Here is a 13,569-nt window from a genome sequence, read left to right on the forward strand (position 1 = left end):
TCCTAACGGCCACGGACGTATAACGGCGACGCTTCGTCCAGCCGCGGGATCGCGGTCGTCCCGCGGGCCGATCCAGCGTGGTTCCCTCGAGTTGTTCTCACGCGACTCGTCGCTTATTCCTCGCTTCGATGAATCGAATCGATTCGGTGTGGGATCCGGGCGTATCGTCTCCGTACGTGCTCACGCGCGGATTTTCTACACCAGCACTGCTCGATCGACCGTCTGACGTGACCGGTCGCTTCGACCCAACAGTCATAGTACTGGAGTGTAAACGAGGTGTTAATGCCAGCGGAACAGCCCGTAGATGGCTATCTCTTCGACCTCTACCGCCGATACATCGGCGAGCCGGAGAACCGAACCGACGTGTACCTCGGATTCGGCCTGTTTCTCGGCGGTATCGGCCTAGCGGTCGTTGCACTGGTCCTCTTTCTCTGGAGTAGTACGTTCGACAGATCGAATCAGGCGTATTTCATGTGGGTGCGCCCGGCCTACGCGCTCGGAATGCTCTCGCTTCCGGCGATGATCCTCGGGGTCGTGGTGTTGCTCCCGTCGGATCGAAAAGTCCTCGGCGTCTCGACGGCGGGTGCCGTCGTCACCGTCGCCGCAACGGTCGGGTTCGTCCTCGTCTACCCCGAGAACTGGAACTTCATGAACGAGACCGACTACACCGTCGAAGTGACCGCCACCTACGCGGTCGGACTGGCGGGCGTCACCGCGTCGACGGGTGCGGCCTTGATCGCCCACTACCTCGATATGGCTCGGGAGGTCGAGCGGATCGAGGTCGGCTCGGACGACGACGAGTCGGAGTCGTACTCCGACGAGGAGATCCAGCAGGACATCGACGAAGCGATGGACGGCGTCGAACTCTCCTGGGGCGGCGTCGAAAAGACCGAACACCGGCAACTCCGCTTCTCCGAGGACGAGTTCGACGACGTCTCAGTCAGCACGAGCGCCGGCACGAAGACGGTCCGGTCGTCGGGCGTCGACGATCAGGTTGCCGGCCTCAAGGGACTGAAAGGCGGCGAAACGAAAACGACCACCTCGAGTTCCACGGTCGACGACCAGACTGCGAAACTGCGGGAACTCCGCGAGCAACAACGCGACCAGCAGGCACCCGAAAGCCCAGCCGACGACGAGGGGCTTCGCGGAACGGTGTCGGGACTGCTTGAGCGCTTCCGAGTGCTGGTAACGCGTAATTAATGATCGTTACGCGGCGGAAACACTATATTGTTACTATTATTTACACAATGGAATTTATGCACATAGATTTATAATCCGTCAGTGACCTTGCTCAACTATGGCGAAAGGCCTAGACGTTGGAACGATGAACATCCTGTCCGCACAGCAGGATGGAAACGATACGGTTTTCGTGCAACAGCGTAACTCCTTCGTAGAAATCGAGTACTCGGATATGGCCGAGCAGATGCTCTCGCGAAGCGAAGTTCTCCACATCCGCAAGGACGACAAGGTTTACGTCGTCGGCGACGACGCCCTCAACTTCGCGAACATCTTCAACAAGGAAACGCGGCGTCCGATGAAACACGGGATCCTCTCGAACGACGAGAAGAGCGCGATCCCGATGATGAAGCTCATCATCGAACAGGTCGTCGGCGAACCCGCGTATCCGGACGAGAAACTCTACTTCTCGACGCCCGCGGACCCGATCGACTCTGACCTCTCGACGCTGTACCACCAGAAGACGATCGAGTCCTTCCTCGACGACATGGGGTACGACGCCGAACCCATCAACGAGGGGATGTCCGTCATCTACAGCGAACTGGCGGACAACAACTTCACCGGACTCGGAATCAGCTTCGGTGCCGGCATGACGAACGTCTGTCTGGCCTACTACGCGGTGCCGGTCATGAAGTTCTCCGTCGCCCGCGGTGGCGACTGGGTCGACGAACAGGCCGCCCGCGCGACGGGCACGCCCGTCGACAAGGTCACCTCGATCAAGGAGGACGACTTCGAACTCGACTTCACGACCGACGTCGGCGGCGTCGAAGGGGCGCTGTCGATCTACTACGAGAACCTGCTCGACTACGTTATCGACAACATCGTTCAGGAAGTCGACGAGGAGGACGTCGAGGAAGGACTGGACGTCCCCGTCGTCGTCACGGGCGGCACTTCGAGCCCCGACGGCTTCGAAGCGCTGTTCCGTGACCACCTCGACGACGCGAACATTCCGTTCTCGATCAGCGACGTGACCCACGCGAACGAACCGCTCTACAGCGTGGCCCGCGGTGGGCTCGTCGCCGCTCGCTCCGACGAGGACGTCGACCACGATCACGACGACGAGGCGGAGGCCGAAGCGGCCGCCGCAAGCGAGTAACGGCTCGGAACTGCGATCCTTTTCGACTCGAGACTGAACGAATAGCGCGGCGACCCGTCGGAGTGGCGGCGAAACGTGCGTTCCGAGGACGCGGCTTACTGATCGTAGAAGCGGTTGAAGGCGTCCCGCCAGGATTCCGTCTCCTCGCGGATCCGTTCGTGTTCGACGGGGATATCAGCGTACTCACAGTGGGGGCACGTGACCGTCGAAACCTCTCCGAGCGAGAGTTCCTCGAGCGAGCCCTGACACCGTGGACACTCGTCCATACCGAGCGTTCACACGGACAGCCCTTAACTCTATTCGATCCCGCACCGAAACTAGCGGCTCGGTCGAGTCGCGTTCGGCGGCGAAACGGCCGCGGCATTCCCCGCGGTGTATTACTACTGCGTATCTAACAAGCTTTTTGTATGCGGCATATGTATTTGGTGGTGATGAGTACCACCCCGTCTTCCGACCGGACCCCGACGATCGAACACTGCCAGCCCGCCGACGAGACGCCCGTTATCCTCGATGCCGCAGCGCTCGAGTCGACGGCGCCGGAATACCTCCGCGATCTCAGACGCGAGTTCGCCGAGGAAGGGCTGGCTCCGACCGGACTTACCGTCGAGGCGTGTTTCGACGCGGACTGTTCGCTTGCAACCCAAGAGGAGGTCGACCGGATCCGGAGCTACGTCCGGGCCGGCTCTTTCCTTGGCGTCGGGTCGATTACGGTCACCGTCGACGACGTCGCCGATCCGGAGAAGGTTCGCCCCGCGCTTGCGGCCTGTGCCGAGCGGGCCGAGCGCGAGGGACTCGTCCTCGATCTCGAGGGACCCATCACGCTCGAGCGGTAAGGCCCGGTAATGGCAGCCCCCTCTCGACGGACGATCGCCCGACAACTCGAGTCGCTCGCGGACTTTTCCGATCCCTCTCCGGCGCTGGAGCAGTACCTGACGCCGCCGGAGATCGCCGCCCACGTCTGTCACCTCGCCGGATTACAGGGTGATCTCGACCGCCCGGTACTCGATCTCGGGACCGGGACGGGAATGCTCGCCGTCGGGGCGACCCTCGCCGGCGGCGATCGGGTCGCGGGCATCGACGTCGACCGGGACGCGCTGGCGGTGGCCCGCGCGAACGCCCGTCGCATCGACGGTGCGTCCGGGATCGACTGGATTCAGGGTGATGTCGCCCGTCATCCGTTTTCGTCGGCCGGTGTGACCGTCGTCTCGAACCCGCCGTTCGGCGCACAGCGAGGGAACCGCCACGCAGACAGGCGGTTTCTCGAGACGGCGCGGTCGATCGCCGCCGTTTCGTACACGATCCACAACGCGGGCAGTCAGTCGTTCGTCGAGTCGTTCGCGGCCGACGAAGGCGGGACGGTAACACACGCGTTCAGGGCACCGTTCCCGATCGAACGGCGATTCGAGTTCCACACCGAGGCGAGCGAGACGCTCGAGGCGGAGGTGTTCCGGATCGAGTGGTCCCGCTTCGAGCCGCCGGCCTGACTATCGCTCGAGGTGTTCGATGCGCGCGTAGCGGCCGGCCCGCCAGCCGGTGACGACCGCCACGATCGTTCCGACGCCGATCGCGAGGGCGAAGCCGGCGGCGTAGACCGCCGGCGACGTCCGGAGGAGGCCGTCGAAGCCGACGACCGACGCCGCGAATCGGTCCAGTCCCGTCGCGAGCGGTGGCGTGGCGGCGAGACCGACGAGGCCGCCGAGCAGCCCGATGAGCAGTCCCTGCGCGCCGACCGTGCCCGCAAGAACCCACCGAGAGAGCCCGAGTGCGCGCAACGCTGCGAGTTCCGTCCGCTGCTGGGCGGCGACGAGGACGAACAGGTTGACGGTGAGGACGATCCCACCGACGACGGCGAGGCCGATCAACGTCGCGCCGCTCGCGAGGACGATCGGCCGCTCCTCGAACATCGCCGTGACCTGCTCGTCGCTGGTCCGGACGTCGTACTCGGGGTAGGCCTCGTCGAGGTCGTCCCGAACCGCGTCGGGGTCGGCGTCGTCGGCCACGCTTGCCGTGATGAACGTCGCGCGGTCCGTCCCCGTCGTTCCGACGACCGCCTGCAGGTCGGCAAGCGGCATCGTCACCGCCTCCGATCCCAGATACTGCGAGTGATGCGCCGAGATTCCGACGACGGTAAACTCGGCTTCCGGTGCCGTTTCCCGGCTGCTCCCGAGGTAGACGGTATCGCCGACGGATACATCGAGGGCCGCAGCGAGCCGCGGGTCGAGTACGAGCTCGCCGGTCGTCGGTTCCGTCGGCCGTGCACCGTCGGCCGGCGACGCCGCCTGCTCGAATCCCCGTCCGTCCTCGAAGTCGTATCCGCCGTGCGTTTCGTGGACGCCGACAGCGGCCGTTCGCTCTAGGTCGTCGGATGCCGTCCCCACGTACACCTCGTGCATCGCGATCGGGCTGGCGAAGGGGACGTCCTCGCGGGACGTGATCTCCCGTGTCACTCCGTGGGCGTCGGCGATCGGGTTCGCCGTCCCGCTGGCGGACGGGTCGACCGGGTCCCTCGAGATCCAGATATCCCGGCCGGCGGTTTCGATCCCGTCCTCGCCTTGTTCGACGACGCCAACCCCGAGGCTCGCGAGCAGCGTTACCGAAAGCACTGCAAGCGCCACCGCAAGGATCGAGAGGACGGTGCGACCGGGAGAGCGACGGAGCTGTGCGAACGCGATGCCGACGACGGCGCTTGCCCGTCCTATCGCGCGTCGCACGCTCATCGCCCCACCTCCTCGAGCACGGACGTCCGGGCGGCGACCGCGAGGGGATAGGGGACGGCGACCAGCCCCGACACGAGGGCGACGGCGATCCCGTACGGAACGAACAGCGGGTGCACGACCGCGACGGCCCCGGGTGCGACGGTCGTGTTCGCGACGGCGTTGACGACCCGGACTCCGAGGACGCCGAGTCCGACGCCGAGAAGCGCACCGCACAGCGTCGTCACAAGCGTCGAGACCGCGACGAGCACGAGCCGGCTGTGGGTCGGAAAGCCGACCGACGCGAGCACCGCGAGCGTCCGGCGGTCGTCGTCGACGGTCATTCCCGTGGTCGTCGCGACAAACGACGCACAGATCGTCAGGCCGACCAGCAACGCCAGCAGACTCGTCGCCAACGCCAGTCCGTCCTCGAACAGCGCCGACGGGTCGGTCTCTCGGTCGGCTTCGACCGCGGCGGCTGGGTAGGCGTCGGTCGCGGCCGTCTGTGCCGCCTCGGGGTCGCCCCACACGAGTACCCGATCGGCGAGTTCCCCGTCGTCCGAGCCGGCGACCGACTGTATCTCGCTCAGGTGGACGAGCGCGACCGACACGTCGGTCTCGCGGTCGGTTCCGGCCGTTTCGACCGCGGTGACGGTCACCGTTGGCGGTTCGGTTTCCGTCGGTGTCGATCCCGGTTCGTCGGCTTCCCGCCGTTGGCTCGAGACGGTCAGCTCGTCGGCAGTCGTTGCGCCGAGCCGATCCGCCGCGGCCGCCGAGAGCACGATCTCGCCGTTTCGCGGCCCGTCGTAGCTGCCGTTCGCGTAGTGGGTATCGCCCGGCTCGAGTTCGGCGGTCGAAAGCCCGCCGACGGTCCGTGGCTCCTCGTCGGGGACGACCCCGACGACGAGGACGGTGTGTGGATCGCCGTCGCCGCCGTCGGTTCCGCTCCCCGTCGGCTCGAGTCGAACCGGTTCCACGAGCACCGGCGTCGCGTGGTCGATCCCCGCCTGCGACCGCATCGTCGCGGCCCGTTCGTTGGTCGCACCGAGACGCGGGCTTTCGACGCCGTCGACCGACGAGAGCGCCCCGGTCTCTTCGGGCACGATCCGAACGTCGGCATCGTCCTCGCTCGCGACCCCGCCGCCGGCAAGCGCCAGCGCAACCCCCGTTACGATCACCAGAAGCGCGATCGTCACCGCGACGGCACCGATCGTGGCGGCGATCCGTCCGCTGGTGGTCCCCGTCGCGCGTTTCCACAGTCTGACCGTCGAGAGGCCGACGAGCCCCGCCCAGCGGGAGCGTCTGGTTCCGTCGGCGTCAGCCCGCATCCGACACCACCCGTCCATCCCGAAGCGTTATCACCCGGTCGGCGACGGACAGCATGGCGTCGTCATGGGATGCGACCACCACCGCACGGTCGCGGCCGACGTCGGTCAGCAACTCGAGGACGCTCTCGCCGGTTGCAGTATCGAGCTCGCCCGTCGGTTCGTCGGCGACGATGACCTCGGGGTCGGTCGCCAGCGCCCGCGCGATCGCGACCCGCTGGCGTTCGCCGCCGCTGAGTTCGCCGGGGAGGTGAGTAACTCGGTCCTCCAGCCCCACCCGTTTCAGCAACGTCGTCGCCCGCTCGCGTCGGGTAGCCTTGGAAACGCCGGTCTGGACGAGCGGTAACGCGACGTTCGCCCGGGCCGACAGCGACGGCAGGAGGTGAAACCGCTGAAAGACGATCCCGACGTGTCGACGCCGAAGCCGCGTTCGTCCCCGATCCGAGCACGACGTCAGGTCCGTTCCGAGCAACTCGACGGTGCCGTCGGTCGGCACCAGGAGTCCGGCCACCGCGTGGAGGATCGTCGACTTGCCGCTCCCGCTTGGCCCCTCGAGTCCGACGATATCCCCCGGTCGGACGTCCACGGAGACGTCCCGGAGTGCGGTTACGGTCCGGTCGTGACTCGAGCGAAGCCGCCCGCCGGGCGATCCGTACTCGTGAGTGACGTCGACGAGTCGAACGGCGGGGGCCGAACTCGATCGCTCGGCGTCGCTCGTCGGCGACGACGTCCCAGCCCGAAAGACACGTTGGATCATCGGTCGGGATTCAACTCGAGCGAGTGAACGGATCGCCGACTCATTGTTTCTGACCGGTTTCCCGCCACAACGTGGCGGTTAACCGGTCGGCGATGGGGGCGCTGTCGAGGATTTCGGTCGTTTACGTAACTGAGGCCTTCACGGTGGCGCGTTCGCTCGTCTCCGTGTCAGGCGGCCGCTCCCGGCTCGCGAAACGTGAACGTACAACCGACCGTTCGCTTGCCGTGACGGTTACGGAGACGAAACCCGACCGCCGACCCTGTCGTACGCCGTGACTGTCGAGCCGAAAGCGGCGGCTGCGGTCAGTTGTAGCTCTCCTCGCTTGCGACCGCGAGTTCGGTCCCGTTCGAAACGGCGTAGATCGTTCCCACGTCGCGTTCGAACGTGATCCCGCCGGCCGTCGTCGATTCGTTCGCGTCGGGGATCGGCGTCGTCACGGTCCCCGTCTCGTTCGACTGGACTTCGAGGACGAACGTCCCGTCGCTCGAGGCAACCGTGACGGTCCTGTCGTCGATTCGAACGTCGGCCCGTGACTCGTTGGACTCGTAGGCGACCGACGGATCGTCTCCGTCCGTCCACAGCCGGACCTGATATACGGTGGCGTTTCCGACCGGTTCCCAGCCGGTCCGCTCGACGTGGACGGTCTCGCGCCAGCCGGGGCCGCCGACCGCAACCGTCTCGTGGCCGGTAAACGCCAGATGGGATTTCGTCACGACCTCCTGCCAGATATTTCGTCGTTCGCTGGCGACGATCACGCCGCTGGCCTCGAGTCCGGCGTCGTCGGCCACCGCGTCGATCCCGATCCCCGAGACGAGCTCGTTTTCGACGTTTTCGGCGTAGTCGACCGTGTAATCCTCGATCTCGACCGCAGCGCTCGAGGTCGCGCTCGCGTCCTCGAGCACGAGCAGGTTCACCGGGACCGCCATCCCCGCGACGATCGAGAGAACGGCGAGGACGGCCATGAACGCCGCTCCCCGTCGGCTCACGCTCGAGAGTCCGGAGAATCCGCGATCGTCGTCCGTCCCGGCGGTCGGTTCCCCGCCGCTTGCGAGGTCGCGGATTCGATCGAGCCGCGGGGCACCCGCCTCGCCGCTCCGGACGGCGAGTTCGAGCGGTCGGGCGAGTGGCGATTCCGACGAGCGGTCCCCGGACTCACGGCCGCGAGCGAACGCACGCTCGAGTCGCCGCGGGACGAGGGGGTTCTCGGAGGCCGTCAGCGCGAGCGTGATCACGAGCGCGAGGGTTGTGACGATCACGACGCCGGGTCCCTGAAAGAGGATGAACGTGTTCCCCTGGCCGAACCAGTAGATCTGCCACAGTCCCTTCGAGAAGGCAAACAGGAGGACCGCAAGCCAGAGGCGGAGCGCATCGGGACGGCGTCCCCGCCGATCGAGAAGCAGAATGCCGAGCACGAGACCGATGAAGAACCCGAGGGCGTGTCCCTGGATCGCGATCCCCGCCCACGAGGGTGGACTCGGCGGGCTCGGCTGGGCGACGACGGTGTGGATCGGGGTCCGGAGCGCGCGGTAGATCGTCAACAGCATGCCCTGTACCCCTAACATGGCGACGACCGTGGTGATCGGATAGTGAACGAGGGCGAAGGCGGCGAAGGCAAAGACGACACCCGAGAACCCGATGACGGGACCGAGCGAGAACAGGCTCGTGATCAGTCCGACCGCGATGACGACGCCGGGAAAGAGCACGAACGCCCGCACCCAAGGCGTCGTCCACCACGACGCGGGTTCCTCGCCGCGGTCGCCGGAGTAGTGTCCCCAGGCGTATTCGGCGATCGGCGCGGCGACGGCCGTGCCGGCCATATTGCCGACGAGGTGGCCGGGACTGGCGTGGGCGAACGAGGCGGTCGCTATCCCGAGCGGGGAGAAGTACGACCACGCCCGGTAGGGTATCGTGACGGGATCGGAGAAATCGGTGCTGCCGTCCTGAACGAACAGGTAGACACAGAAGACGAACGTCAGGACGACGAGCGTTCCCCACGGTACTCCCAGCACGAGCCGATCGGTCGCGACGTCGCGCCAGCGCCGTTCCGACCGGTGGAGCCGATTGACGACCCCGACTGACAGCGCGAGCGTCGCAGCGACCAGCAGCGTCAGGGCGGTCCCGATCGCGGACATGTCCCTGTGGTTCGACCGCGGGCGTATAGTGGTTACTCTCACATCCCGACGGGCCGGCCGTCGATCCGCTGGGCGTGTGCTCGCCACCCGGGGCCGGAACGGGATCGCCTCGAGCGACGGCGACGATGCCGGATTCGGCTTCGAAAGGTACAAGCAGGCGACGCACGCAGAACGTGACATGGAACTGCGGGTCACCGAGAGCAGCGAGGACGAACTCTCGATCGAGATCGCCGGCGAGGATCACACGTTCATGAACGTCCTCAAGGGTGCACTGCTCGAACACGAGGACGTGAGTGCAGCGACCTACGACGTCAACCCGGAACAGTCCGGCGGCCAGACGGAACCGATCCTCACGATCAAGACCGAAGGCGATGTCGACCCGCTCGACGCGCTCGAGGAAGCGGCCGTCGACGTCCGGGAGAAGGCGGTCGCGTTCCGCGACGCGTTCGAAGCTGCAGCGTAATCGCGCTCCTCGTTTTCGCGCCCGATTCGACGGGACGACGGCGGCCGACCGATCCCTCGTTTCGAATCAACACGTCGCGTAGTAGCCGACCACCGTGTCGTCGGGAGCGACGTGCAAGTCGAGTCCTTCGGCGGTGTACTCCGGAGCGGTGCCGCCGTCGCTGGGTTCGAGGATCGCAGCGACGGCGTCGGCGAGGTCGTCCTCGTCTTCGAACTCGTCGATCGGGACGCCGGTCGGGACGAGCCCGCCCCGGACGGGGCCGCCACAGGGGGTGTCGAAGTCGCCGGGAGCGACGGCGTCCGGGCTCGCGTCGTCGTACTCCTTTGCCACGTACGCGCGGTTCCGGTACTCGGCGTAGGCCGCCAGCCCCGGGTCGTAGCTTCTTGGCTCCTGTCGACTGTCCTCGAGTCGCTCGTGGACGATCTGCTCCGTGGCTTCGAGATCGATCCCCGCCCGTTCGCTCCCGTTCCCGGGTGCCTCCGGCGGTGTGGGTGCACCGATCCCCGGCAGCACCGACGGCGGAACGATCCCCGTTATAAACAGCGCGGCGACGAGCGCGATCACCGCCAGAAACGGCGCGTACGGTTTCGCGACCTCGAGCCAGCCCGGCCTGTCGAGCTCCCGATCGACGTCGTCGTAGCGCTGCTCGGTCTTCTCGAGGTCGGGATTGCCACAACGAGAGCAGGGCGGGTTGTTCCTGACGTGATCGCGGCCGCAGTTCGGACAGGTCCAGACGTAGGTCGTGCCGGTGTCGACGGTCTGGGTGGCAGTCGAGTCGCTTCCCTCGCGTTCGCCCTCGCGGACGATCGCCCGTTCGAAGGCGTTGTGCCCGCAGTTATCGCAGGGAGGATCGTTCTCCGCGTGTGGTTTTCCACACCACGTACACCGCCACTTCACTGGCTAAAGACGGTGACTGCTGGGAAATAAGCGTATTGATCGTCGGAACCCCGATCTCAGAGCCGAACGGGGACGCCCCGCTCGTCGAGATACGCCTTGGTTTCCTCGATCGAGTAGTCGCCGAAGTGGAAGATCGAGGCCGCCAGCCCGGCGTCGGCTCCGGCCTCGGTGAACACCTCGTGCATGTCTTCGGGACCGCCACAGCCCGAGGAGGCGATGACCGGCGTGTCGACGATCTCACAGACGGCGTTCGTCAGCGGCACGTCGTAGCCGTCTTTCGTGCCGTCCTTGTCGATGGAGTTGACGAACAGTTCGCCCGCGCCGCGGGCCTCGGCTTCGGCGGCCCACTCGAGGACGTCGATCCCGGTCCCCTCGCGACCGCCCTTCTTGGTACACTCGAACCAGCAGGACTCGCCGTCGATCTCGACGTAGTGTTCGCCGTCCTCGTCGAACCGCCGTTTGGCGTCGACGCTGATGACGATACACTGGCTGCCGAACGCGCGTGCGCCCTCGGTGATCAGTTCCGGGCGCTCGAGCGCGCCGGTCGTGATCGAGACCTTGTCCGCGCCGGCCCGCAGGGCCTCTTTGATGTCCTCGGTCGTTCGGATGCCGCCACCGACGGTGAGCGGAATGAACACTTCGTCGGCGACGCGCTCGACGACGTCGAGCATCGTCTCCCGCCCCTCCGCGGAGGCGGTGATATCGAGGAAGACGAACTCGTCGGCTCCCGCTTCGTTGTACGCCCGCGCCATCTCGACCGGATCGCCGGTGTACTCGAGGTCCTCGAAGTGAACGCCAGTGTAGACCGCCGGGTTCCCGTCCTCGTCTATGTCGACGTCGATACACGGGATGATTCGCTTGGTCAGTGCCATGTAATCGTTAGGCGAGTCTTCGTTCCGGGGGTAGTAAAGGCGTCTGGATCGAGCGGTTTTGCGGCACGTCGTTCCGTCCACCGCTTACGGCGACAGGTATCGTTTCCGGCCGGCCGGCGCCGCGGCGCAGTGAGGTGTTTTTAAGACCACGAGGGGCCACTGTTCAGGTATGGCAGACGACACCGACTCCGAGGGTGAGCACGAGCACGATACGGGTGCCGACGTCGGTCACGATCTCGAGGCCGAACGGACGACTGCGCCGATGAGCGAGTACACGGCTCGTGACGTCGGCATGGGGCTCGTCGTTCTGGTGATCGGCGTGGCGATCGCTTTCGGGATCCCGCTCGTCGCCGTCTAGCGAAAAGAGACTGAGCGTTAGAAGACGTACTCGTCGTCGTGGCCCATCATTCCGTCGTCTTCGAGGCCGGTCCCGCCGGTACCTGTTCCCTCCTCTTCGTCCATCGGCCCGCTGGTCTTGTAGGCTTTGATCCCGGTCGACAGGAGATCCTCGATCGCCTCCTCGCGGTTGACGAACTCGCCGCGCTCGACCATCTGGGCGATCTGCATCTCGAGGTGTTCCGGTATGGTGATCTCTACTTTCGGCATCTGATTCGGCTTTCGGCGAGGGGGTATTTAGGTTTGACGGGGACTCCGCACCGATCGAAAAGAAGGTCGCACTGGCCGTGCCCGTGGAAACGACGGGGCTACATCTGAGTGTCGCCTGCGGCTGGTGACGACATCACTCGGTAACGACGGTTTGGCACCGCCAGCAGTCCACCAGTCCGCCGATTGGACTGTAAACCTGCAACTCCCACCGCTGAGCGGAATCGAAGATTCCGCGATGCTCGGAAATCTCCGATCTCCGTCCGCTCGGGATTCCTCCGCGTGAACGCGGAGGGGGATGTCAACGGTTGCCCATCATCGAGTCGATCGCGTTCTTGATCGTCGTTCCCGGCTGGGTGATCGCGTCCAGTTGCTGGCGCATCTTTCGCTGGTTGAAGTAACTCGCGAACGCGAGGATCGTCGGCGGCCAGAGGCCGACGAACAGCCCACGCTCGCGTTCCCCGCGAAGGAAGAAGTAGTACCACGAGAGGGCGACGGACGCCGCGGACGCGAGGAACGCAGGGCCCATCGCCTGTTCGCCGACGTCTTCGGCTGCCTGTCCAGAAACCTCCCGTTCTGCCATCTGTTGTCTGCTCGCCATACGCTGTATCGGTAGACGAGACGCTACTAAGGGATGGCGAGGGTTTCGGGAGGTAGTCCCCGACTTGTGACGCTCGTCCGACTGTTACATGTCGTTTCAAGGCCGCCGCCTGCCGGCGAATCTCGTCTTTCGCGCCGACGGTCGTATCACTCGAGTCCGACGGCCGAAGCCACACGTCGAGCGCGAGCCCGGATTCGCACGGTGGGTGAGGCTTCGACGTGATCCGCTGTGGGCCGTGGCGTCACATCTACGTCCGTCCGGACGAACACTCGAGTATGGTAACCGACGTTACGGATCTCTACGAGGAGTTCGGCGACGAGCGGCTGCCGCCGGGTCAGCGCAAGACCTCGGCGTTTCCCGTCCTCTCGAAGAGCGGAACGCCCGACTGGGACCCAGAGACGTGGGAGTTTACCGTTACCGGAGCGGTCGAGAACGAACTCTCCCTCTCGTGGGAGGAGTTTCGCGACCTCCCCAGCGAGACCCAGCGACAGGACTTTCACTGCGTGACTGGCTGGAGCAAGTTCGACTGCGAGTTCACCGGCGTCCCGTTTCCCGAACTCGCCGAACGTGCCGGCGTCGAAACCGACGCCGTCCACGTCATGTTCTCCGCACTGGACGGGTACACGACCGATCTCTCGCTCGAGGACTGCCTGCGCGAGGAGGTCCTGTTCACGTGGGCGTACGACGGCGAACCCCTGCCGGCGGACCACGGTGGCCCGCTTCGAGTCGTGACGCCCCACAGGTACGCTTACAAGGGGGCAAAGTGGGTCGACGGGATCGAGTTTCTCACCGAACCCGAACGCGGCTACTGGGAACGCCGAGGCTACTCCCAGACGGCGAACCCGTGGCGAGAGGAACGGTACAGTTAGAATAGTTAGGCTGAAGGCACGTCGG

General features: G+C 65.7%; 16 protein-coding genes. 7 read left to right on the forward strand and 9 right to left on the reverse strand.

Features of this window, described 5'->3' with window-relative positions; all coding sequences use genetic code 11:
- The first annotated feature begins 282 nt into the window (after positions 1-282).
- Positions 283-1,200, forward strand: a complete 918-nt coding sequence (locus tag TX80_RS11445; protein ID WP_049923275.1) for a DUF7139 domain-containing protein — start codon at positions 283-285, stop codon at positions 1,198-1,200.
- Positions 1,201-1,297: 97 nt separating this feature from the next.
- Positions 1,298-2,332 carry a hypothetical protein gene (locus tag TX80_RS11450; RefSeq protein WP_049923276.1) on the forward strand — a complete coding sequence of 345 codons (1,035 nt, stop codon included), beginning with the start codon at positions 1,298-1,300 and terminating at the stop codon, positions 2,330-2,332.
- Positions 2,333-2,427: 95 nt separating this feature from the next.
- Here TX80_RS11450 and TX80_RS18675 read toward each other — a convergent pair whose 3' ends face one another.
- Positions 2,428-2,598 (reverse strand): zf-TFIIB domain-containing protein, encoded by a 171-nt coding sequence (locus TX80_RS18675; protein ID WP_081661583.1) that lies wholly within the window; start codon positions 2,596-2,598, stop codon positions 2,428-2,430.
- Between the two features lie 165 nt (positions 2,599-2,763).
- Here TX80_RS18675 and TX80_RS11455 point away from each other — a divergent pair, with 165 nt between their 5' ends.
- Complete coding sequence (locus TX80_RS11455) at positions 2,764-3,165, forward strand: hypothetical protein (protein ID WP_049923277.1); 402 nt, start codon at positions 2,764-2,766, stop codon at positions 3,163-3,165.
- A gap of 9 nt (positions 3,166-3,174) precedes the next feature.
- Entirely contained in the window at positions 3,175-3,816 is a 642-nt protein-coding gene (locus TX80_RS11460) for an METTL5 family protein (protein WP_049923278.1), read from the forward strand.
- Here TX80_RS11460 and TX80_RS11465 read toward each other — a convergent pair whose 3' ends face one another.
- The 4 genes from TX80_RS11465 to TX80_RS11480 all read right to left on the reverse strand — a co-directional run bounded on the left by TX80_RS11465 (position 3,817) and on the right by TX80_RS11480 (position 9,239).
- A complete protein-coding gene (locus TX80_RS11465; protein ID WP_049923279.1) occupies positions 3,817-5,049 on the reverse strand; it encodes an ABC transporter permease in 1,233 nt (410 codons plus the stop codon).
- Complete coding sequence (locus tag TX80_RS11470; protein WP_049924057.1) at positions 5,046-6,353, reverse strand: FtsX-like permease family protein; 1,308 nt, start codon at positions 6,351-6,353, stop codon at positions 5,046-5,048. The genes TX80_RS11465 and TX80_RS11470 overlap by 4 nt, the downstream gene beginning before the upstream one ends.
- The gene (locus TX80_RS11475; protein ID WP_049923280.1) at positions 6,343-7,107 is read right to left on the reverse strand and encodes an ABC transporter ATP-binding protein; all 765 of its coding nucleotides are present in this window, start codon (positions 7,105-7,107) and stop codon (positions 6,343-6,345) included. The genes TX80_RS11470 and TX80_RS11475 overlap by 11 nt, the downstream gene beginning before the upstream one ends.
- 302 nt (positions 7,108-7,409) lie before the next feature.
- The gene (locus TX80_RS11480; protein WP_049923281.1) at positions 7,410-9,239 is read right to left on the reverse strand and encodes a rhomboid family intramembrane serine protease; all 1,830 of its coding nucleotides are present in this window, start codon (positions 9,237-9,239) and stop codon (positions 7,410-7,412) included.
- A 178-nt stretch (positions 9,240-9,417) separates the two neighbouring features.
- Here TX80_RS11480 and TX80_RS11485 point away from each other — a divergent pair, with 178 nt between their 5' ends.
- Positions 9,418-9,702 (forward strand): DNA-directed RNA polymerase subunit L, encoded by a 285-nt coding sequence (locus tag TX80_RS11485; RefSeq protein WP_049924058.1) that lies wholly within the window; start codon positions 9,418-9,420, stop codon positions 9,700-9,702.
- 66 nt (positions 9,703-9,768) lie between these two features.
- On the opposite strand, the gene TX80_RS11490 is transcribed toward TX80_RS11485, so the two are convergent.
- Both TX80_RS11490 and hisF read right to left on the reverse strand, forming a co-directional pair.
- On the reverse strand, positions 9,769-10,599 hold the full coding sequence (locus TX80_RS11490) for a hypothetical protein (protein ID WP_049923282.1): 831 nt from the start codon (positions 10,597-10,599) through the stop codon (positions 9,769-9,771).
- Between the two features lie 56 nt (positions 10,600-10,655).
- Positions 10,656-11,471: an imidazole glycerol phosphate synthase subunit HisF gene (hisF, locus tag TX80_RS11495; RefSeq protein ID WP_049923283.1), complete on the reverse strand. Its 816-nt coding sequence runs from the start codon at positions 11,469-11,471 to the stop codon at positions 10,656-10,658.
- A gap of 169 nt (positions 11,472-11,640) precedes the next feature.
- Here hisF and TX80_RS11500 point away from each other — a divergent pair, with 169 nt between their 5' ends.
- A complete protein-coding gene (locus tag TX80_RS11500) occupies positions 11,641-11,829 on the forward strand; it encodes a DUF7550 family protein (protein WP_049923284.1) in 189 nt (62 codons plus the stop codon).
- Positions 11,830-11,846: 17 nt separating this feature from the next.
- Here TX80_RS11500 and TX80_RS11505 read toward each other — a convergent pair whose 3' ends face one another.
- Positions 11,847-12,077: a ribbon-helix-helix domain-containing protein gene (locus TX80_RS11505; RefSeq protein ID WP_049923285.1), complete on the reverse strand. Its 231-nt coding sequence runs from the start codon at positions 12,075-12,077 to the stop codon at positions 11,847-11,849.
- 298 nt (positions 12,078-12,375) lie between these two features.
- Positions 12,376-12,675 carry a hypothetical protein gene (locus TX80_RS11510; RefSeq protein WP_049923286.1) on the reverse strand — a complete coding sequence of 100 codons (300 nt, stop codon included), beginning with the start codon at positions 12,673-12,675 and terminating at the stop codon, positions 12,376-12,378.
- A 275-nt stretch (positions 12,676-12,950) separates the two neighbouring features.
- Between TX80_RS11510 and TX80_RS11515 the strand changes: the two genes are divergently transcribed.
- Complete coding sequence (locus TX80_RS11515) at positions 12,951-13,544, forward strand: sulfite oxidase-like oxidoreductase (protein ID WP_049923287.1); 594 nt, start codon at positions 12,951-12,953, stop codon at positions 13,542-13,544.
- Positions 13,545-13,569: the final 25 nt, after the last annotated feature.

The organism is Halopiger djelfimassiliensis, assembly GCF_000455365.1.
Classification (GTDB): Archaea; Halobacteriota; Halobacteria; order Halobacteriales; family Natrialbaceae; genus Halopiger_B; species Halopiger_B djelfimassiliensis.